Here is a 19,375-nt window from a genome sequence, read left to right as displayed (position 1 = left end):
GGGGCGGCGGCGGGGGGGCGCGCGGTGGTCCGCCCCGGGGGCGCAGCCGCGACCCACGCGCGGGGGGCGAAGAGCGGGGGGGGGGGGGGGATAATGGGCCGCCCCCCCCCCCCCGGGGGGGGGGCGGGGGGGGGCCCCCGCCCCCACGCCAGTCCGGCGGGCCACCCCGCCATTCGCGGCCACGATCGCCCCGCCAGCCGTCACGCCAGCCATCATGGGCGGCGGCGGTGCCGACGGAAGCACCCAGCATCGATCCGGCGAGCAGAGCGCCCAGAACCACGGCTTTCAATCCAGTACCAATGCGGCCAGTCATTCCGGCGTCCTCCTGGTGTCGGGGGTATCTTATCCCCTCATGAGCCGATGAACGTCGCCCCTCCCGCTTTCATTCCACCCGGTCGCAAAAGATTTCGTCATATTGCTTTGGTTATAAGGGGCGGGCGCGCGAATGTCACCGTGGCCCCTCTTTTCCGCTCCCTGCATTTATGGTAAATGAACGGGGATGGTAGAGACCCGACGCACCGGCGACCGTTCGAACGAGCCGATCCGCCCCGACTCCGGTGGCGGGCGCGTCCCCGCATCCGGTGCGCGCGCCCGGGCGGAAGGCGTCGTCCAGCAGGAGCGACAGCGGGTTCCGAGCTTGCGCGAACTCGCCGCCCTGGTTGTGAATGGCGTGCTGACCCTGCCGCGCAACTACCGCCGCGGCATGTTCCTCGACGTTCAGGTGTAGGCGGTCGCCTCCGGGCCGAACAGCCGCTCGACCAGCAGCGGCGGCAGCTCGTATTGCGGCAGGCAGAGGCTGGTGCTGCGGGAATGCAGCGTGTGCAGGCACAGCCCCTCCGCATCCGGAAAGGCGCCGACGCGGAAGCGCTCGCGCGCTGCCTTCACGAAAGGCGCGTCCTCGCAGGCGTTCACCGCCGGAAAGCGTGCAGTCTCCCAGACCGGCCGGCGGTAGGCGTAGGAGAAGCCATACCCGTCGAGATTGTCGGGTAAGAAAGGAGCATCCGGCGCTTCGACATAGTCGCAAGTCTGCCGGCCCCAGCGATGATGCGATCCGCCGAGTGCCGTATCCCAGTAACCGAAGCGCCGGTGCGGCACGCTGTAGAGAAACCAGCCCGACAGCTTGACGAGATCGTATCCCTGTTCCAGCCAGCCCAGCATGCGCTCCACATAGACCGGCGCATAGAAATCGTCGTCGTCCATGTGAACGATCACCGATCCCTTGGCATGCTCGGCCAGGATGTTGCGCTTCTCGCCGATGGCGTAACGGCTTGGAGAATAGAAATACTTCAGCCGCGGATTTGCCAATGGCTTCAGATAGGCCGAGGGTCGCGGGCTGTCGTCGAACACCAGCCACTCGATCTCGCCATGGGTCTGCGCCCGGATGCAGGCGTGCAGGCGGGGCAGAAACTCCTCCCGCTGCCAAGTGGGCGTGACAATGCTGACCAAGGGGGGGCTGACCAGGGGGGCGGATGCAGGGGAGGACATCGTGCTTTCTTGCTCGGGCGCAGGGCCTGCGTGTAGACAGGCGACAGGATAGCACCGCCCCCTGGCCCTGCACATGGGCCGGGATGAGCGAGGACAGGAAGGACACCCGTTGGGACTGATCGACCGCATCTGGATCGTCTTCGCCGCGCTGAATGGCGCCGTGGCGGTCGGCACCGGCGCCTATGCCAGCCATGCGTTGGCCGCCCAGCCGCAGGCCCAGGAATGGGTCCGCATCGCCGGGCAGTACCAGATGGCCCATGCGCTGGCGCTCGTCCTGCTGGTGGCGCTCAGTGGGCGGATAGGGGGAGGCCGGACGGGAAGTCTGGCTCTACGGATCGCCGGCTGGCTGTTCGTCGCCGGGATCCTGCTGTTCTGCGGCACCCTCTACGCGTTGGCGACGGTCGGGCCGCTGCCGGTGCCGATGACGGCCCCGGCCGGCGGATGGTGCCTGATGCTGGGTTGGGTGGCATTGGCGGCCGCGGCGCTGCGGACGCGCGGCTGAAGCCCGTAGTTTACAATCAAGGGCGCTCGATCGGCGGCGCCTGTTCGGTCTCAGCCGGTCAGCCGGCTGCGGCGGCGCGCAGGTCGGAACGGTCGGCGGTCTGGTCGATGTCGCGTTCCTCCACATCGGACGTTTCGGCGACGTCCTCGGCGGCCTGCGTGCAGTAGAGGCCGTGCAACGTGGTCATGATGGTCTGTGCCTCATGCCCGTTCAACGAGTAGTAGATATTCTGGGCGCTGCGCCGCGTACGGACCAGATTGTCGTTGCGCAGGCGGGCGAGATGCTGGGACAGCGCCGACTGGCTGAGGCCGACCAGATCCTCCAGTTCGCCCACCGACCGCTCGCCCTGGCTCAAATGGCACAGGATGAGCAGGCGCCGCTCGTTGCACATCGCCTTCAACAGCGCACTCGCCCGGCGGGCGTTGGCCTGCAAATCCTCGATCTTCATCGCTTTACCGTCGCCCTGTCCGTTCCGATTCGTTTTGCGCCCAAGCCGTCGTTGCGCGGCTTGGCAAAGAAAAATGCTCGTATCCTAGTATATTCGTACCTTGCGGGATTTGTCCACCTGTGGGAATCCAGCATGCGCAACATGCCGCTGCTTGGTGCCACCGTAGGCTTGAGCGTCGCGATCCTCACTGTGCTCCGGCTTTTTCTCGCATCGCGAAGCAAAGCCGATGGGGCTGTATCAGCCACCGGTTGTGATCGATAATCAACCGCATTGGGCGCTGCAGCCCTCCCACCATGCATCGTGACAGCGCATGGCGAGTCGGGTAGCATTTTTGCCATGACCGACCATCCGTTGAATACCAAGGGCTTGCAGTGCCCGCTCCCCGTCCTGCGCGCCCGCAAGGCGATCAAGGCCATCGCCGTCGGCGACACTTTGACGGTGGAGGCGACCGATCCCGGCGCCCGCAAGGATTTTCCCGCCTTCTGCGAGGCGACAGGCAACCGCCTGCTGTCGGTCGTGGAGGAGGACGGCATCCTGCGTTTCGTCATCGAGCGGGCGGCCTGACCCGAACGACCGGCCGCTGCGCCATCGGCATCGCATCCGTTCGTAACCCAATCGTGCCGTGTCACGGATTGCCTCCGCTCCCGAAAGTGGGCTGTGACGAATCGTCCTGGATTCAGCCTGTACTTTCATTAGCGATGCGGGAAGAATGGTTTTCGGAAACGCCGCCTTTACCGCCCGAAAACCAACGATAACGACCGAAAAATCGATGTTCACCACCCTGTTTACCCACCCGGCGTGCCTGGAGCACGACACGGGTCTCGGTCATCCAGAATGCTCCGACCGCCTGCGCGCCGTGCTCGCCGCACTGGAGACGGAGGAGTTCCACATGCTGGAACGGCAGGAGGCGCCGCGCGCTACGGTTGAACAGCTTCTGCGGGCGCATCCGCAGTCGCATATAGACCGCGTGCTGTCCCTGATCCCCGATGTGGAGCATGCGGGCGTCGATGCCGACACGGTCGTCTCGCCCGGATCGGGGGAGGCGGCGCTACGCGCGGCCGGCGCCGTCTGCGCCGCGGTCGATGCGGTGGCGACCGGCCAGTCGCGCAACGCCTTCTGCGCCGTCCGCCCGCCCGGCCACCATGCGGAGCGGGAAAAGGCGATGGGCTTCTGTCTGTTCAACAACGCCGCCGTCGGCGCTTTCCATGCCCGCGCCGCCCATGGGTTGCAGCGGGTGGCGGTGATGGATTTCGACGTCCATCACGGCAACGGCACGCAGGACATCCTGCAGTTCGACCCCGACATGCTCTATTGCTCGACCCACCAGTCGCCGCTTTATCCCGGCACCGGCGATGCTGGAGAGAAGGGCGAGTACGGCAACTGCGTCAACGCGCCGCTGCCGGCCATGGCGGGATCGCCCGAGTTCCGCCATGCGATGACGCACGTCATCCTGCCGGCCATCGATCATTTCAAGCCGGACCTGCTGATCATTTCGGCCGGGTTCGATGCCCATTCGCGCGATCCGCTGGCCGGCCTGCACCTGATCGACGACGATTTCGTCTGGGCCACACGCAAGCTGGGCGAACTGGCCCGCACCCACTGCGGCGCGCGCATCGTCTCGGTGCTGGAGGGTGGATACAACCTTCGCGCCCTTGCCTCGGCAAGTGCGGCCCATGTGCGGGAACTGATGTACTGCTGACCGGAGCCTTGCCCGCGGGACGGCGGCCTTCGTCTCCCGAAAGGGGTAATTCCGCCCGAACGCATAGGCCGCCCAGCGGCCGAACATAGTCCGCAAGGGCCGGGGTACGGGAGTGCCTCGGGCCTTGCGCCGGACGAGGGCGGGGCATACCTTCGCGGGCTTGAGGTTCCATCGATGGTTCTGCCCGACATGCCCCCTTCCGCCGCCTCTGTTCCCATTCCGCCCGACGTCGCCGCCCTCAGTTTCGAGGATGCGCTCGCCGAACTGGAGCGGATCGTCCGCCAGCTTGAGGAAGGCCGCGGCAAGCTCGACGATGCCATCTCCTCCTACGAGCGGGGCACGGCGCTGAAGCGCCATTGCGAGATGAAGCTGCGCGAGGCGCAGGCCAAGATCGACCGCATCACCGTAAGCGCCGACGGCTCCCTCGGCACCGAACCCGCCCGGATCGACTGACGTGCAGACCATTTCCCAATCCGATTTGAAGTCCGCCATGGCGGAGATCGCCCAGGCCGTCGAGATGAAGATCGGCGCCCTGCTGCCGACCACCGACCTGGCTGAGGCGCGTGTGTTCGACGCCATGCGCTATGGCTGCCTGAACGGCGGCAAGCGTCTGCGCCCCTTCCTGGTGATGCAGTCCTCCGCCCTGTTCGGGGTCAACCCGGACTGCGCCATCCGCGCCGCTGCGGCGGTGGAGATGGTCCACAGCTATTCGCTGGTCCACGACGACCTGCCGGCGATGGACGATGGCGAACTGCGGCGTGGCCGGCCGACCTGCCACCGCCAGTTCGACGAGGCGACCGCCATCCTGGCCGGCGACGGCCTGCTGACGCTCGCTTTCGAGGTGCTGGCCGATCCGGCGACGCACGAGGACCCCAACATCCGTTGCCAGCTGGTGACGGCGCTGGCCAAGGCGGCCGGCGGCCACGGCATGGTCGGCGGCCAGATGCTGGACCTGATCGCCGAACATGAGACGTTCGACCTGGGGACCACCACCCGGCTGCAACGCATGAAGACCGGCGAGATGATCGCCTTCTCCTGCGAGGCCGGCGGCATCCTGGGCAAGGCGAACCCGCCGCAGCGCACCGCCTTGCGCGCCTATGCCCACGATCTCGGCCTCGCTTTCCAGATCGTCGACGATCTGCTGGACGTGGAAGGCACGGCGGAGGAGACCGGCAAGACCGTCGGCCGCGACGCCCAGGCGGGCAAGGCGACCTTCGTGTCGATCCTCGGCCGCGACCGTGCCCGTGCCCAGGCGGAAATGCTTGCCAATCAGGCTTCGCAGCACTTGGACATTTTCGATGGGCGTGCCGATATGTTGAAGGCCGTCGCCGACTTCGTCGTCGCGCGCCGCGCCTGACCAGAGCTTTGAGGACCATCACGACGTGACCTCCACCAAGACCCCGCTGCTCGACCTTTGTCCGACGCCAGCCAAGCTGCGGGCCCTCAAGCCCGAGCAGCTCCGCCAGTTCGCAGACGAGTTGCGCACCGAGACGGTGGATGCCGTTTCGGTGACTGGCGGCCATCTCGGCGCCGGTCTGGGGGTGGTCGAGCTGACGGTGGCGCTGCATTACGTCTTCGACACGCCCTACGACCGGCTGATCTGGGATGTCGGGCACCAGTGCTATCCGCATAAGATCCTGACCGGGCGCCGCGACCGCATCCGCACGCTCCGCATGGGTGGGGGCCTGAGCGGCTTCACCAAGCGGTCGGAGAGCGAATACGATCCGTTCGGCGCCGGCCACAGCTCGACCTCCATTTCCGCCGGCCTCGGCATGGCGGTCGCCAGCAAGATCAAGGGCGAGCGGCGCAACGTCATCGCGGTGATCGGCGACGGCTCGATGAGCGCCGGCATGGCATACGAGGCGATGAACAACGCCGCCTCGACCAAGTCGCGGCTGATCGTCATCCTCAACGACAACGACATGTCCATCGCCCCGCCGGTCGGTGCGATGAGCGCCTATCTGTCGCGGCTGATCTCGTCCAAGCCCTATCTGTCCCTGCGCCATCTGGCGAAGGAGATCGCCGACCAGCTGCCGCGCCCGCTGCGCAACGCCGCCCGCCGGGCGGAGGAATATGCCCGCGGCATGGTCACCGGCGGCACCCTGTTCGAAGAGCTGGGCTTCTATTACATCGGCCCGATCGACGGGCACAATCTGGACCATCTGCTGCCGGTGCTTCAGAACGTCCGCGACGCCGACGACGACAAGCCGGTGCTGATCCATGTCGTCACCAAGAAGGGCAAGGGCTACGGCCCGGCGGAGGAGTCGGCCGACAAGCTGCACGCCGTCGCCAAGTTCGACGTGGTGACCGGCGCCCAGTCCAAGCCGAAGTCCAACGCCCCGACCTACACCCGCGTCTTCGCCCAGAGCCTGATCGCCGAGGCGGCCGTCGACCCGACCATCGTCGGCATCACCGCAGCCATGCCGTCCGGCACCGGGCTGGACCTGTTCGGGGAGCGCTTTCCTGACCGCTGCTTCGACGTCGGCATCGCCGAACAGCATGCGGTGACCTTCGCCGCCGGCATGGCGACGGAGGGGTTCAAGCCCTTCTGCGCCATCTATTCCACCTTCCTCCAGCGCGCCTACGATCAGGTCATCCATGACGTGGTGCTGCAGCATCTGCCGGTGCGCTTCGCGCTGGATCGCGCCGGTCTGGTGGGCGCCGACGGGGCGACCCATGCCGGGTCGTTCGACACCGCCTATCTCGGCTGCCTGCCCGACATCGTCCTGATGGCGGCGGCGGACGAGTTGGAGCTGATGCACATGGTGGCGACCCAGGCCGCCATCGACGACCGCGCCTCGGCCCTGCGCTATCCGCGCGGCGAGGGTGTCGGCCTGGAACTGCCCGACCGCGGCAGCATCCTGCCCATCGGCAAGGGCCGCATTCTTCAGGAAGGCACCAAGATCGCCATCCTCAGCTACGGCACCCGGCTGGGCGAGGCCCGGCGCGCGGCGGCGGAGCTGGCGGCGCGCGGACTGTCGACGACGCTGGCCGACGCCCGCTTCGCCAAGCCGCTGGACGAGGATCTGGTCCGCCGCCTTGCGCTGGAGCATGAGGTGCTGATCACCATCGAAGAGGGGTCGGTCGGCGGCTTCGGCAGCTTCGTTCTGCAATTCCTGGCGACGGCCGGGCTGCTCGACGGCGGGCTGAAAATCCGGCCGATGGTTCTGCCGGACACCTATCTCGACCATGATTCGCCGGCCAAGCAGTATGAGACGGCCGGCCTGAGTGCCCAGCACATCGTCCACACCGCGCTCCAGGCGTTGGGGATCGAGAGCGCTGCGGCCCGAGCCTGAACCCTCAATGGCATTACGCCTTCCGAACGTCGTAATGCCATTTGTCTAGCAAGGTTTCGGGTTGTTGGACTGGTGCGGAGCGCGAGCCACGCCTTACACTGTCCAGGCTGAAATGGTAGCCCGCCGACACCGGAGGGAAATGCCAGCGGCAGGATGGCTACGGGGTCAGGGGCGATGGCGCATATCATGGCGGTCACGGCATTCCGTAACGCGGAGTTCGGCACCGATCCGGGAGCGGGACGGGTGGTCGGCACCGATGTTGCGGCCGGCGGTGCCGGCATCGATGATCCTGCGATGCTGCGCTGTCTGCTGGACCAGACGCCGACGCCCACCGCTCTGGTGGAAGGGGATGCTGATCACTGTGCCTTCGCCAACGCCGCGTTCCGGGCGCTGGGGGTTGTTGCGGGGACCGGCCTGACGGAGCGCTTCCCGGCCCTGGCGACCTCGCTGCTCGCCGAGGCGCGGCGGACCGCACAGCCCCAGCGCAACCGCGCCGCCGGCGACCGCTCGACCGAGGGGGAACGCTTCTGGGATGTCCGCGTCACCCCGATGCTGGGCGTCAACGGCGTCGTCCGCGCCCTGATCGTCACAGCGGAGGAAACGCCGGAGTCGGTGGCCGAGCACGACCGCCGCCTGCGCGATGTCAGCCATCGCCTGAAGAACACCTTGCAACTGGTCTCAAGCCTGCTGACCCTTCAAACCTTGTCGAGCAAGGATCCGGAGGTGCGGCGGGCCTTGCAGAGCGCCGGCGGCCGCGTCGGCATCGTGACCCAGGCCCATCAGCGCACCCACGGCTCCCTGCGCGTCGGCACCATCGACATGGCGGTCCATCTGCGCGAGCTGTGCCAGGAGCTTGAGGCGACGCTGCCCGGTGCCCACCGCGTTCAGGTCACCGCCGACTCCACCGAAATGCCGACCGAGGCGGTCATTCCCTTCAGCCTGATCGTCAGCGAGCTTGTCAGCAACGCGGCGCGCCATGCCTTTCCCTCCGGCACGCCCGGTGCCATCGACGTGCGGCTTGGCCGCGGCGAAGGGGGCAGCATCCGGCTGGAGGTGGTCGACCGCGGCGCCGGCCTGCCGCCCGGCCTCGACCTGTCCCGCGCGACCACGCTGGGGTTGAAGGTGGTGCGTGCCTTTGTCGGCCAGCTGCGTGGCAAACTGACGGCGGACAGCAGCCCCTACGGCACCCGTGTGGTGGTGGAGTTCCCGCCCGCCTGACCCTTGCCTGACGTTTGCTCCCAGGAAGCGAGGCTTGCCCTTCCGGCCGTTCCGCGTCAGGAATGCGCCATTGCGGGATTGCGAAGGGCGGCGGCATGGCACGGGTGAGGGTTGATGTGGCGCTGGTGGAGCGTGGGCTGGCGGAGAGCCGTGCCAAGGCGCAGGCGCTGATCCTGGCCGGGCTGGTCTATTCCGACACCAGGCGCATCGACAAGGCCGGCGACCAGATCGCGGCGGAGGCCCCGCTGGCGGTCAAGGGGCAGGACCATCCCTGGGTGTCGCGCGGTGGGTTGAAACTGGTCAAAGGGCTGGATGTCTTCGCCATCGACCCCACCGGCCTGACCGCGGTCGATGTCGGCGCCTCCACCGGCGGCTTCACCGACGTGCTGCTGACCCGTGGGGCCGCCAAGGTCTATGCCGTCGATGTCGGCCACGGCCAGTTGGCCTGGAAGCTGCGCACCGACCCACGCGTGGCGGTTCTGGAGAAGACCAACGCCCGCCACCTGACCGCGACCGAAATCCCGGATCCCATAGACCTCGTGGTGTGTGACGCCAGCTTCATCGGGCTGGAGATCGTGCTGCCGGCTGCGCTCGATCTGGTGGTGCCGGGCGGGCGGCTGGTCGCGCTGATCAAGCCGCAGTTCGAGGTCGGCAAGGGGCGTGTCGGCAAGGGCGGCGTCGTGCGCGAACCCGAACTGCATCAGGAGGTTTGCGACCGCATCCGCGGTTGGCTGGACGCTCTGCCGGGCTGGCGGGTGCTGGACATCACCGAAAGCCCGATCACCGGGCCGGAAGGGAACAAGGAGTTCCTGATCGGCGCGGTGAAGGACCGGGGCTGATTCCGCTCGCCAAGCCCTGTCGTGCCGGCGGGTCTTTCGGTTGCGGCCCCATTCAGCGCGGGGAGGTCTCCAGCCGATGGTCCAGGAAGAAGCGCAGCATTTCCGCCGTCGCGTCCGGACCTTGCGGGTCGGTGTAGGAGCCGGATGGACTGCCGCCGGCCCAGGCGTGCCCGGCGCCGTGGATCGTCCAGTGCTCGCACAAGGTCCGGCCATCGGGGGCATGGAGGATGTTGCGGTTGTAGGCGTGGCCGCCCGGGCTTTGACCCTGCTGCATCTCCGACCGCAGGTTGAAGCCGGTGGTGGCCTGTGCGATAACGCCGTCGCCGTTGCTGGGGTGGACGACATGGTCGCGGTCGCCGTGAAAGACGATGGTGGGCACCCTGCGGTTGCCTCGAATCGCCGCCCGCGGGCTTCGGCTGCCACCCTGGCGCATCGCGGCGAGGGCGGATGGCAGATCCTGCGCGGCGCCGGCCGGCAAGCCGGAATGCACGCCGACCGCGGCGTAGAGATCCGGATACGCCGCCGCCATGTTCGCTGCCGCGGCACCGCCGGCTGACAGTCCGGCGATGTAGACTCGTTCCGGATCGACCCGATGGTCACGCATGATCTGTCGCGTGATGCCGGCAAGAAGCGAAGGTTCGCCCTGGTCGCGCCGCTGGTCTTCCGGCTTGAACCAGTTCCAGCAGCGCTGTGCGTTGGCCGAAGCCGGCTGTTCAGGGTAGGCGACGAGGATGCCGTGCCGCTCGGCGAAAGCGTTCATCCGGGTTCCGGCGGCGAAATCGTCGGGCGACTGGGTGCAACCGTGCAGCATCACCACCAGCGGGCGCGGTCGGTCGTCTGCTGCGGCTGGCACATAGAGCTTGTAGGCCCGTGTTCCGGCCGCCCCGCTGTACGAGAGCCTTGCGAAGGACGCTCCGTCCGGCAATGGGTCTGGGGCCGGTCGCGGGGTGCCGCCATGAAGGCCGTTCGGAGTGAAGCGTGCGGCGAGGCCGCGCAGGGTCTCGCCCAGTCCGGTGCGCGGCTTGGCTCCGGACCTCCGACACCCACTGTCGTTGGCGGGCTGCGGGCCGGCGTCCTTTGCCGAAGGCGTGGGGTCGAGCCTTACGAACTCCCCTTCCAGGGTGGTCCCAGGTGCGGTTGTATTGGGTGCCGGTGCCGGCTCGCCCTTGCCGTCTCCCCGCAGCAAACGCTGGAGGAGGGTCGTCGCCTCGCCGAGCTTGCCGGCCCGGGTCAGGCGGGCGGCTTCGGCCATGCCGGGAAGCATGCCGGGTGGGGTGGTGTGGCGCATGTCCATACTTTCCTGGTTCGCATCGGGCGCAGGCGGTGGCCCGAGCCGAAAGAATTTCAGCGGATGCGGTCGGCGAGGGCCGCCTTGACCGCGGTCGGCGCATGCAGCGCGCCCAGTACGCTCAGCGAAGCGATGGTGGAGCGGGCCAGCTCGGGGGTCACGTCCTGGGCGATGGTGGCGAGGCCGAGGACACGGATATTCAGCATCTGTCCTGCGGCCTGAGCCGCTTCGAGATCCGCCCGAGTGAAGTGGCGCAGTCCGAGATCGACGCTTTTGCGTGCCACCGTCTGTCGGACGACATCGGCGTGCCGGTCGACCTGATTGCGGATGGCGGTACGGATGAAGTCGGTACGGTTGGAATAGAACCCTTCCTCGACCAGCAGGTCGATGTGGCCGAGGTCGACATAGCCGAGATTGATCGTGATCTTCTCGCTGTCGCCGGTTTTCGGTTTCAAGCTCTGTTCGGTCTCGGCCATCGCTTTGCCATCCATTAACCATCCGTGTGGATGGTAGATAGATGGCGCTTGCGAGCCATTCAAGAGCGCCTCCGCCAATTCGGCAGATTGCCGCCCGGTGTCAGCCACAAAGGCGGCAAGAAAAAAGCGCGGCCCCGAAGGACCGCGCTTGATCGGATCGTTATGATCGGAAGCGACCGGCTGCAATCAGCCGAGCAGCCCGATGTCATGGGTGGGGATGTGGTCGAAGCCCAACCCGTACACCGCGGAGTCCGATGCCAGGCTGAAATCATGCGCACCCGGATTGACGAAGCTCGGGTCCAGCTGCACCGAACCGCTGTCGTATCCGGCGGCCTTCCATTCCGCCAGATCGCCCTTGCCGCCGCCCGACATCACCTGGGGCCAGACATCGAACATATCCTTGGAGGCGTCGAGGTTGCTGTAGAAGTTGTTGTGGATGTTGCCGACATTGGCCGGGCCGTAGATGTGGACGGCCGTGCCGTCACGGACATCGACGACGTTGCCGGAGATGTCGTTGCCGCTCATCTGATGGCCCTGCCAGCCGCTCCAGGCGACCGGCTGCTGAAGGCCGATCTGGGCGCCGCTGTTGTCGGCGATCACGTTCTCGGTGACCTTGTTGTCCCAGCCGCCATGCAGGAACACGCCGCCGATGTTGCCGTGGACGATGTTGCCCTTCACCGTGGCGCCGCTGGTCCAGTCGTCGAGGTAGATGCCCCAGCTGGCGACGTCGCCCGACGGGTTGGTCGCGGTGGTGCCGGTCACCTCGTTGTTGACCACGGTGTGGTCGGTCAGATCCTGCTGGCGGTTGATCAGGTAGATGCCGCCGCCATCGTTGGACTCCAGATTGGCATCGACAACCTTGTTGTTGGCGATGGTGACACGATGGGTAGCATCGCTGCCGTCCGTCTGGACCGAGCCGACGGCGATGGCCTTCTCCGGCGAATCCTCGACGAGATTGTGAGTGACCTGCACATCGGAGCTGCCATTGATCCAGATGCCGGCGTCGCCGCGGTCGGCGGCGTTCGGGTGCGTGATGTGGTTGTCGGAGACGACCGTGGAGTTGGAGCCGGCCTTGACGAAGATGGCCTCCGCACCGGTGCTGTCGAACTGGTTGCCGATGACCTTGCTGTCGGCGCTGTTCTGCACCGTGATGCCGTAACCGCCGCCCTTGACCGAATTGTTGGCGAAGGTCAGGCCGGACGCATTGTCGGCGAAGACATAGTGGCCGCCAACGACACCGTCGGCGAAGGTCAGGCCTTCGATGGTGACGTTCTTGGCGCCGCCGAGACCGAAGGACACGCTGGCGTTGGAGCCGCCGTGGATCACCGCCTTCTCACTGCCGTAGCTGGTGAAGGTCACGCCGGAATCCTGGCCGTCCAGCCACATCCCGTTCTGGTGATAGTCGCCGCCGCGGATGTAGGTGGTGTCGATGTTGGGGTCGGCGCGCATGGCGGCTTGCGCCTTTTGCAGCGAGGCGAAGGGGCCGTCGGTCCCGTCGGCATTCGGAGCCGCCAGCTTGCCCGACCAGCTGTCGTTGCCGTTGGTGGCGACGTAGAATCCCGGATCGGTCGGCTTCGGGACGGTCGGCGCCGGCGTGGACGGCGTCGGGTCGGTCGACGGTGCTTCGCTGACCGGTGGGATGGTGGGGGGCGTCACGCCGGAGGTGGGGAAATAGCTCTTGTCGGCATCGACGACCAGCGTGCCGTTCCACCACATTCCGGCCTGACCGTCGGCGACGTCGTGGCCGTCCAGGGTGCCCTTGTCGTAGGTAACATGGTCGTCGGTCGGCAGGACCGACTTGCCGTTGATCGTGATCTCGTTGACGATCAGGTTGCGGTCGGTCCCGTGAAAGATGCCATCATTGTCGTACTGGACCTGCACCTTGTGGCCCTGGCCCTCGACGATGTCCGTCTTGAAGACGAAATCCTTGGCCGTGGCATCCGTGGTGCCCTCACCGATCTTCTTGCCGTCGACCAGCAGGTTGAAATGCGCGTCGAGGGTGCCCTTCGCGCTCACCGTGATGGTCGAGTTCCCGGAGGTCGTGGCCATTGGTCCGTATCCTTAGCGGTTTTGATGCGGCGCCAAGATGGTCAAGTCGGCTGGGGCAATAGTGAGGCATTTTCCATGGATTGGACGAATAAGGGGTAAAATCCGTTACAATCCTGCGACCAAAGATAAAGTATCTTTTGGTATAATACGCATAAACCTATCCTCATTCAGTATGTGGTGCCCCCGCCGACGGTGGAATGCCATCATTTTTCTGAGCAACAATGTGGATTGAATTAGGGCTGTCTGTCGGGTTTCTTGAAAAGATGATCCGGTGGAGGCCAGCGAGGCAGCTTTCCTCTGTCGAATGCTGCTTTCCGCCGGCTCCTCTGGCCCCCCGGTGACGTCCCTTAAACGCCTTCCCCTTGCTGTCCCTGCTGGGTCAGGGTGGCGATGAAGCGCTGGGTGCGTTCGCGGGTCGGATGGCTGAACAGCGTTTGCGACGGTCCGGATTCCACCACCTGCCCAGCGTCGAGGAACACCACCTCATGCGCGATGCGCGATGCGAGACGCAGGTCGTGCGTCGCCATCACCATGGTGGTGCCCTCGGCCGCCAACGTTCCCAGCACCTCCACCACCTCGCCCGACAGCTCGGGATCGAGCGCCGAGGTCGGCTCGTCGCACAGCAGGACGCGCGGCGACGGAGCAAGCGCGCGGGCGATGGCGACACGCTGCTGCTGCCCGCCCGACAGGGTCGCAGGCCAGGCATCGGCCTTGTGGTCCATGCCGACCTTGCGCAGCAGAGCCATGGCACGGTCACGCGCCTTCTCCGCCGGCCATTTCTGCACGGTCACCAGCCCTTCCATCACATTCTCGACCGCGGTGCGGTGCGGGAAAAGCTGGAAGTTCTGGAACACCATGCCGGTCTGGCCGCGCAGCCGCTGGATGTCCTTCCATCCGGGCTTGCCGCCGGGCTGGAAGGATAGCTCCTCCTCGCCGATGCGCACGGTGCCGGAGGTCGGGATTTCCAGTAGGTTGATGCAGCGGAGCAGCGTGCTCTTGCCACCGCCGGACGGACCGATCAGGGCGGTGACACGGCCTTCGGCCACGGTGACCGACACGCCCTTCAGCACGGTGAGGTCGCCGAAGCGCTTTTCGATGTTCGACAGCCGGATCACGACTTGGCCTCCAGGAAACCGCCATACTGGTTGAGCCGCTTTTCCAAGCGGACCTGCAGCGCCGACAGAACGGAACTGAGCGCGAGATAGATCAGCGCCGCCTCCACATAGAGGATCAGCGGTTCGTAGCTGGTGGCGACGATGCGCTGGGCGGCCTGGAACAGCTCGGGCACGGTGATGGCGGCGGCGAGCGAGGTGTCCTTCACCAGCGAGATGAAACTGTTGGACAGCGGCGGCACGGCGACGCGGGCGGCCTGCGGCAGGATGGTGCGGCGCATCGCCTGCGACCAGCTCATGCCGATGGAATAGGCGGCCTCCCACTGGCCCTTCGGCACCGAGCCGATGACGGCACGGATGATCTCCGAGGTGTAGGCGCCGACATTCAGCGTGAAGCCGATCAACGCTGCCGGGAAGGCGTCCAGCACGATGCCGGCGCTGGGCAGGCCGTAGAAGATCAGGAAAAGCTGCACCAGCAGCGGCGTGCCGCGGATGATCCAGACATAGAAGCGGACGATGGCGGCAAGCGGAGCCGGTCCGAACAGCCGGACCACCGCCGCCGCCAGGCCGACGACCAGGCCGAGCGCGAAAGAGGCCAGCGTCAGCGGAACGGTGAAGACCAGCGCCGCCCACAGCAGCGACGGAAGCGAGTCCGCCATCAGGGTAAGCCAGTGCAGCACGGGGAAGGTGCCTCTCGTGAAGATGGAACGACAATGCCCCCGGCCCGGATGGGGCTGGGGGCATTGTGGCGGGCGTTGACGTGAGACGGGAAACTAGTCTGAAAACGTCACTTGGAAACGTCGGCGCCGAAATACTTCTGCGAAATCGTCCCATAGGTGCCGTCGGCCTTCATGGCGGTCAGCGCCTCGTTGATGGCGGAGACCAGCTTGGCCTCGCCCTTGCGGACGATGATGCCGGACTGGTCGGCATTGTCCTGGGTGGCGGCGATCTTCACGTTGGCATCGGGCTTGTGCTTCTTGAAATCCAGGAAGGACAGGCTGTCGTTGACCGTCGCATCGGCCCGGCCGTTCAGGACCAGCTGGATCGACTGGTCGAAACCGTCGGTGCCGACCAGCTGCGCTCCGGACGCCTCGGCCAGCTTGCCGAAGTTGCTGGTCAGCGACTGGGCCGACTTCTTGCCCTTGAGGTCGGCAAAGCTCTTGATCGCGCTGTTGTCGCCCTTAACGATCAGCACGGCGCGGCTGGTGATGTAGGGGTCGGAGAAGTCGTACTTGGCCTTGCGTGCCTCGGTGATGCCGACCTGATTGATGACGGCGTCATAGCGGCGTGCGTCCAGGCCGGCGATCAGCCCATCCCACTTGCCTTCCAGGAACTCTGCCTTCACGCCGATGCGCTTGGCGATCTCGCGCCCGATCTCCACATCGAAGCCGACGAGCGCGCCCGAGGCGTCATGGTAGGTGAAGGGGGCATAAGTTCCCTCCGTGCCGATCTTCAGCACGCCATCGGCCTTGATGCGGTCAAGGTCGGCCTGAGCGTGGGCGGCGGAGACGGCGGCGACCTGCATAAGGCCGGCGACGAGAAGCGATTTCAGCCATTTCATCGGTTGATGCCCGGTGTTTCTTAAATGGGTTGGGTTGGTTCGCCGTCTTCGGCACGTTGCGGCCGACACTGGTTCCGGCGTTCGACGGCTCGGGTCACGCTACAGCAAAGAATATGTCGCAGCAAGGGAATGTCTTTCATATTTAGCGAAAATGAACTGTATATAGAGCTTGCTGCATTTAAGGCTTTTCGGGAAATCTCGTTCGCCCAACAGCAGGCCTTCTGCGATGGTTCCTGAACCGGCATCGAGGAAGGTGGCGGTCCGACTGTCGTCAGAGAGGTAACGCGAACGAGGTGGCGGATATGACCACCGGGTCGCCATGCTGCCCTGTCGCCAGTTGCTCTGAGGCTTCATCCCCTTATGATCATCGGCAATGACCGCCTGGACGGTCTCCCAAGATGAGGGGTCAGGACATGAGTGACGCAACGGCTGCCGGCTGGATCGAACTGACGGCGGCGGACGGCCACCGGATGCGCGCCTATCGCGCGCCGGCCAAGGTCGAGGAGATCGGGCGCCTGATCGTGGCTCCGGAAATCTTCGGCATCAACCATCACATCCGCAGCGTCTGCGACGGCTTCGCCCAGCAGGGCTTCACCACCGTGGCGCCCGACCTGTTCGACCGGGCCGAGCGCGGGGTCGAGCTGCCTTATGACGATGCCGGCATTCAGCGGGGCATCGCGCTGAAGGGGGCGGTGGCGACCGCCGACGCCTTGCAGGACATCGCTGCGGCGCTGGCCCATCTCGGCGGTGACGGTGCTGCGGCCATCGTCGGCTATTGCTGGGGCGGCAGCATCGCCTGGGCGTCGGCGGCGGCGCTGCCGGTGCGCGCCGCCATCGGCTATTACGGTGGCGAGATCGGCAAGACGCTGGACAGCGCCCCGCGGGTTCCGACCCTGCTGCATTTCGGCGAGCAGGACCATGCCATCCCGCTGTCGGTCGCCGAGGGAGTCAAGGCCCGCTATCCGTGGGTGCCGGTGCATATCTATCCGGCCGGCCACGGATTCAACTGCGACGAACGGGGGAGCTTCCATCCGGAAAGTGCGGTGCTGGCGCTTCGCCGGACCGTAGGGCTGCTGCGGGCCGTGTTCTGACCGGGGCTTCCTTCCGTCGACCGTCCTTCCGCTGCCCGAGCCGGATCGGCCAGCGGCGGAAGGCGAGCAGCCCGATACAGATCAGCGCATAGACGAGCGGCGCCGTCTGCCAGCCCTTCACCAGCATGATGAAGTGCAGGCAGCCGGCCAGCCCGGCGACGAAGACGGCCTTGTGCAGGGCGCGCCAGCGCTTGCCGCCCAGCCGCTTCACCATGCCGTCGGTGGAGGTGGCGGCCAGCGCCGTCAGGATCAGGAAGGCCCCCATGCCGACCGTGATGTAGGGCCGCTTGACGATCTCCTTCCAGATCGCCGGCCAATCGAAGAACTGGTCCAACCCAACGTAGGTGGACAAATGGACGGCTGCATAGAAGAAGGCGAACAGTCCCAGCATCCGCCGGAACCGCGCCAGCCCTGCCACCCCCGTCAGCATGCGCAGCGGTGTCAGCGCCAGCGCGATCAGCAGGAAGCGCAAGGCCCACAGCCCGCTGGCCTTGACGCTTTCCAGCACCGGCTCCGCCCCCAGTTCGCCGGTGTAGGCGAGCCAGACGGTCCAGACCAGCGGAACCAGGGCGAGGGTGAAGACGACGGGCTTGGCCCAGCGAGAGGTAAGGGCGGCGTTCGCGGCGGCGCGCAGATCGACGCCGCCGGCGGAGGCGAGGGGCGCGGCCATGGTCAGTAATTCGCCTTCAGGTCCATGCCGGCATAGAGCGACGCGACCTCTTCGCCATAGCCGTTGAAGGGCAAGGTCTTGCGGCGCGAGAATTCACCGACCCGCCGCTCGGTCGCCTGGCTCCAGCGCGGATGGTCGACGTCCGGATTGACGTTGGAATAGAAGCCGTACTCACGCGGCTGCGACTTGTTCCAGGCGGTGGCCGGCTGGTCCTTAACCAGAGAGATCTTGACGATCGATTTGATCGACTTGAAGCCGTACTTCCACGGCACCACCAGCCGGATCGGGGCACCGTTCTGGTTGGGCAGCACCTCGCCATACATGCCGACAGCCAACATGGTCAGGGGATGCATCGCCTCGTCCAGCCGCAGCCCTTCGGTATAGGGCCAGTCCAACACCCAGGAGCGCAGGCCCGGCATCTGCTTCGAATCGTTCAAGGTCTGGAAGGCGACGTATTTTGCGTTGCCGGTCGGTTCAACCCGCTTCAGCAACTCCGCCAGCGGGAAGCCGACCCAGGGAATCACCATCGACCAGCCCTCGACGCAACGCAGGCGGTAGACGCGTTCTTCCATTGGGAACTTGAGCAGATCCTCGATGCCGATGGTCATCGGTTTGCCGACCTCGCCGCCGATGGCGATTTCCCAGGGGCGGGTCTTCAGCGTGCCGGCATTTTCGGCCGGATCGCTCTTGCCGGTGCCGAACTCATAGAAGTTGTTGTAGGTGGTGGCCGACTTCATCGGCGTCGTCGGATCGAACTTCGGATCGGCCGGCTTGATCGTGGTCGCCGCCTGGAAGGGGCCTGCCAGCGCGCTGCCGCTCCATACCGGCAGGCTGCCCAGCGCCATGGCGGCGGCACCACCGGCGATCAGGCTGCGGCGCGACAGGAACAGCTCCCGCGGCGTCACCTCGTCTTCGCGTGCCTGCGACGCGGTGGGAAACTTGAACAGCATCGACCCTCTCCCGAACGGACCATTCCTGCCACTAACCATAGGGCTGCGGCCGGCCGTCGGCAAATCACAGGGTCTACACAATTGCGTGAACGGATCTGCTGCGTGAACGGATCTGCGCGCCGCACGATCAGCGTGGGGCGATCAGCGCCGGCCGAGCGGGATCACCACGGCCGGACCGCCAAAACCGCCGCCACGCGCCGTGCGCCGTGTGCGAAAGGGCAGCACGTCGGCCGGCGGGCGCGGCGAGGGCAGGAGCGGCATTCCGCTGAAGGAATGGGCAAGGGCAGCCCCCTGCTGGCAGGCGCGCATCCAAGAGAGCATGCAGCACATCGAAGCCTGCATGGAAAACGTCCAAAGATTCATCGCCAAGCCCCAGGCTGTGATGTGTCGGGTCGTCTTGCCCTGCGGAAGGCGGCCGGCGCCGAAATGTCCCGCCATGGCTGGATCTATAACTACATCCGCGATCGAATCGTTCCGAAGCCAGAGCTTCGCATAAAGGACAGAAAGCTGAGTTAAGCCGGTGACAAGGCCGGCTAAGCTCAAGAAAATACTATCCTCATCCTAAGTTATAGGCATAGCCCTTACGCTGGAAGGCGGGGTTCCTACGAAAGGCCAAGTTGACCCGAATAGCCTTTACTTCATCGTGCGGGGCTGTAGGACTGCGCAGTCACGCTCCGGATGAGGATGGAGT

Annotated in this window: 21 protein-coding genes; 10 read left to right on the top strand and 11 right to left on the bottom strand. The window is 66.1% G+C overall.

Features of this window, described 5'->3' with window-relative positions; all coding sequences use genetic code 11:
* The first annotated feature begins 499 nt into the window (after positions 1-499).
* The gene (locus tag GBZ48_RS26815) at positions 500-727 is read left to right on the top strand and encodes a hypothetical protein (RefSeq protein WP_174473807.1); all 228 of its coding nucleotides are present in this window, start codon (positions 500-502) and stop codon (positions 725-727) included.
* Here GBZ48_RS26815 and GBZ48_RS26810 read toward each other — a convergent pair.
* Positions 718-1,485, bottom strand: coding sequence for a glycosyltransferase family 2 protein (locus tag GBZ48_RS26810; protein ID WP_174473806.1), 768 nt, complete (start codon positions 1,483-1,485; stop codon positions 718-720). The two genes, GBZ48_RS26815 and GBZ48_RS26810, sit on opposite strands and share 10 nt — an antisense overlap.
* Positions 1,486-1,594: 109 nt before the next feature.
* On the opposite strand from GBZ48_RS26810, the gene GBZ48_RS26805 reads away from it, so the two are divergent.
* Positions 1,595-1,987 (top strand): DUF423 domain-containing protein, encoded by a 393-nt coding sequence (locus GBZ48_RS26805; RefSeq protein ID WP_174473805.1) that lies wholly within the window; start codon positions 1,595-1,597, stop codon positions 1,985-1,987.
* Positions 1,988-2,045: 58 nt separating this feature from the next.
* Here the strand turns inward: GBZ48_RS26805 and GBZ48_RS26800 are convergent, their stop codons facing one another.
* The gene (locus GBZ48_RS26800) at positions 2,046-2,435 is read right to left on the bottom strand and encodes an ArsR/SmtB family transcription factor (protein WP_174473804.1); all 390 of its coding nucleotides are present in this window, start codon (positions 2,433-2,435) and stop codon (positions 2,046-2,048) included.
* 336 nt (positions 2,436-2,771) lie between these two features.
* On the opposite strand from GBZ48_RS26800, the gene GBZ48_RS26795 reads away from it, so the two are divergent.
* From GBZ48_RS26795 to GBZ48_RS26765, 7 genes are all read left to right on the top strand, one after another.
* Positions 2,772-2,999 (top strand): sulfurtransferase TusA family protein, encoded by a 228-nt coding sequence (locus GBZ48_RS26795; RefSeq protein WP_174473803.1) that lies wholly within the window; start codon positions 2,772-2,774, stop codon positions 2,997-2,999.
* A 205-nt stretch (positions 3,000-3,204) separates the two neighbouring features.
* Positions 3,205-4,134, top strand: coding sequence for a histone deacetylase family protein (locus tag GBZ48_RS26790; protein ID WP_109048709.1), 930 nt, complete (start codon positions 3,205-3,207; stop codon positions 4,132-4,134).
* Between the two features lie 174 nt (positions 4,135-4,308).
* On the top strand, positions 4,309-4,587 hold the full coding sequence (locus GBZ48_RS26785; RefSeq protein WP_246307479.1) for an exodeoxyribonuclease VII small subunit: 279 nt from the start codon (positions 4,309-4,311) through the stop codon (positions 4,585-4,587).
* A 1-nt stretch (position 4,588) separates the two neighbouring features.
* Positions 4,589-5,491, top strand: a complete 903-nt coding sequence (locus tag GBZ48_RS26780) for a polyprenyl synthetase family protein (RefSeq protein ID WP_343049683.1) — start codon at positions 4,589-4,591, stop codon at positions 5,489-5,491.
* Positions 5,492-5,516: 25 nt separating this feature from the next.
* Complete coding sequence (dxs, locus tag GBZ48_RS26775) at positions 5,517-7,430, top strand: 1-deoxy-D-xylulose-5-phosphate synthase (RefSeq protein ID WP_174473802.1); 1,914 nt, start codon at positions 5,517-5,519, stop codon at positions 7,428-7,430.
* Positions 7,431-7,616: 186 nt separating this feature from the next.
* Positions 7,617-8,648: a sensor histidine kinase gene (locus GBZ48_RS26770; protein WP_246307478.1), complete on the top strand. Its 1,032-nt coding sequence runs from the start codon at positions 7,617-7,619 to the stop codon at positions 8,646-8,648.
* Between the two features lie 95 nt (positions 8,649-8,743).
* Positions 8,744-9,487, top strand: a complete 744-nt coding sequence (locus GBZ48_RS26765) for a TlyA family RNA methyltransferase (protein WP_174473800.1) — start codon at positions 8,744-8,746, stop codon at positions 9,485-9,487.
* A 52-nt stretch (positions 9,488-9,539) separates the two neighbouring features.
* Here GBZ48_RS26765 and GBZ48_RS26760 read toward each other — a convergent pair whose 3' ends face one another.
* The 6 genes from GBZ48_RS26760 to GBZ48_RS26735 all read right to left on the bottom strand — a co-directional run bounded on the left by GBZ48_RS26760 (position 9,540) and on the right by GBZ48_RS26735 (position 15,973).
* Positions 9,540-10,775: an extracellular catalytic domain type 1 short-chain-length polyhydroxyalkanoate depolymerase gene (locus GBZ48_RS26760; RefSeq protein WP_209798267.1), complete on the bottom strand. Its 1,236-nt coding sequence runs from the start codon at positions 10,773-10,775 to the stop codon at positions 9,540-9,542.
* A 56-nt stretch (positions 10,776-10,831) separates the two neighbouring features.
* Positions 10,832-11,437: a hypothetical protein gene (locus tag GBZ48_RS26755; protein ID WP_246307477.1), complete on the bottom strand. Its 606-nt coding sequence runs from the start codon at positions 11,435-11,437 to the stop codon at positions 10,832-10,834.
* Positions 11,438-13,300, bottom strand: coding sequence for a right-handed parallel beta-helix repeat-containing protein (locus GBZ48_RS26750; protein ID WP_174473799.1), 1,863 nt, complete (start codon positions 13,298-13,300; stop codon positions 11,438-11,440). It lies immediately after the preceding gene.
* Positions 13,301-13,647: 347 nt separating this feature from the next.
* On the bottom strand, positions 13,648-14,415 hold the full coding sequence (locus GBZ48_RS26745) for an ATP-binding cassette domain-containing protein (protein ID WP_174473798.1): 768 nt from the start codon (positions 14,413-14,415) through the stop codon (positions 13,648-13,650).
* Positions 14,412-15,092 carry an ABC transporter permease subunit gene (locus tag GBZ48_RS26740; RefSeq protein ID WP_174473797.1) on the bottom strand — a complete coding sequence of 227 codons (681 nt, stop codon included), beginning with the start codon at positions 15,090-15,092 and terminating at the stop codon, positions 14,412-14,414. Before GBZ48_RS26740 ends, GBZ48_RS26745 begins: the two co-directional genes overlap by 4 nt.
* 107 nt (positions 15,093-15,199) lie before the next feature.
* On the bottom strand, positions 15,200-15,973 hold the full coding sequence (locus GBZ48_RS26735) for an amino acid ABC transporter substrate-binding protein (RefSeq protein ID WP_174473796.1): 774 nt from the start codon (positions 15,971-15,973) through the stop codon (positions 15,200-15,202).
* Between the two features lie 413 nt (positions 15,974-16,386).
* Between GBZ48_RS26735 and GBZ48_RS26730 the strand changes: the two genes are divergently transcribed.
* Positions 16,387-17,064 (top strand): dienelactone hydrolase family protein, encoded by a 678-nt coding sequence (locus GBZ48_RS26730; protein ID WP_174473795.1) that lies wholly within the window; start codon positions 16,387-16,389, stop codon positions 17,062-17,064.
* Here the strand turns inward: GBZ48_RS26730 and GBZ48_RS26725 are convergent.
* From GBZ48_RS26725 to GBZ48_RS26715, 3 genes are all read right to left on the bottom strand, one after another.
* Positions 16,976-17,734 carry a protein-methionine-sulfoxide reductase heme-binding subunit MsrQ gene (locus GBZ48_RS26725; protein ID WP_174473794.1) on the bottom strand — a complete coding sequence of 253 codons (759 nt, stop codon included), beginning with the start codon at positions 17,732-17,734 and terminating at the stop codon, positions 16,976-16,978. The genes GBZ48_RS26730 and GBZ48_RS26725 overlap by 89 nt on opposite strands.
* 2 nt (positions 17,735-17,736) lie before the next feature.
* Positions 17,737-18,684 carry a protein-methionine-sulfoxide reductase catalytic subunit MsrP gene (msrP, locus tag GBZ48_RS26720; protein WP_174473793.1) on the bottom strand — a complete coding sequence of 316 codons (948 nt, stop codon included), beginning with the start codon at positions 18,682-18,684 and terminating at the stop codon, positions 17,737-17,739.
* A 141-nt stretch (positions 18,685-18,825) separates the two neighbouring features.
* Positions 18,826-19,227, bottom strand: coding sequence for a hypothetical protein (locus GBZ48_RS26715; protein WP_174473792.1), 402 nt, complete (start codon positions 19,225-19,227; stop codon positions 18,826-18,828).
* Positions 19,228-19,375: the final 148 nt, after the last annotated feature.

It is taken from the genome of Azospirillum melinis (genome assembly GCF_013340935.1).
In the GTDB taxonomy this organism is placed as follows: domain Bacteria; phylum Pseudomonadota; class Alphaproteobacteria; order Azospirillales; family Azospirillaceae; genus Azospirillum; species Azospirillum melinis.
Note: the sequence above shows the minus strand (reverse complement) of the source record. Positions and strands in the feature narration are given on the sequence as shown.

Bases quoted from the DNA above. Each gene is read 5' to 3' on its own strand.
- GBZ48_RS26815 (WP_174473807.1), top strand. From the start codon at position 500: ATGGTAGAGACCCGACGCACCGGCGACCGTTCGAACGAGCCGATCCGC.
- GBZ48_RS26810 (WP_174473806.1), bottom strand. From the start codon at position 1,485: ATGTCCTCCCCTGCATCCGCCCCCCTGGTCAGCCCCCCCTTGGTCAGC.
- GBZ48_RS26800 (WP_174473804.1), bottom strand. From the start codon at position 2,435: ATGAAGATCGAGGATTTGCAGGCCAACGCCCGCCGGGCGAGTGCGCTG.
- GBZ48_RS26795 (WP_174473803.1), top strand. From the start codon at position 2,772: ATGACCGACCATCCGTTGAATACCAAGGGCTTGCAGTGCCCGCTCCCC.
- GBZ48_RS26790 (WP_109048709.1), top strand. From the start codon at position 3,205: ATGTTCACCACCCTGTTTACCCACCCGGCGTGCCTGGAGCACGACACG.
- GBZ48_RS26785 (WP_246307479.1), top strand. From the start codon at position 4,309: ATGGTTCTGCCCGACATGCCCCCTTCCGCCGCCTCTGTTCCCATTCCG.
- GBZ48_RS26770 (WP_246307478.1), top strand. From the start codon at position 7,617: ATGGCGGTCACGGCATTCCGTAACGCGGAGTTCGGCACCGATCCGGGA.
- GBZ48_RS26765 (WP_174473800.1), top strand. From the start codon at position 8,744: ATGGCACGGGTGAGGGTTGATGTGGCGCTGGTGGAGCGTGGGCTGGCG.
- GBZ48_RS26760 (WP_209798267.1), bottom strand. From the start codon at position 10,775: ATGCGCCACACCACCCCACCCGGCATGCTTCCCGGCATGGCCGAAGCC.
- GBZ48_RS26750 (WP_174473799.1), bottom strand. From the start codon at position 13,300: ATGGCCACGACCTCCGGGAACTCGACCATCACGGTGAGCGCGAAGGGC.
- GBZ48_RS26735 (WP_174473796.1), bottom strand. From the start codon at position 15,973: ATGAAATGGCTGAAATCGCTTCTCGTCGCCGGCCTTATGCAGGTCGCC.
- GBZ48_RS26730 (WP_174473795.1), top strand. From the start codon at position 16,387: ATGAGTGACGCAACGGCTGCCGGCTGGATCGAACTGACGGCGGCGGAC.
- GBZ48_RS26725 (WP_174473794.1), bottom strand. From the start codon at position 17,734: ATGGCCGCGCCCCTCGCCTCCGCCGGCGGCGTCGATCTGCGCGCCGCC.
- msrP (WP_174473793.1), bottom strand. From the start codon at position 18,684: ATGCTGTTCAAGTTTCCCACCGCGTCGCAGGCACGCGAAGACGAGGTG.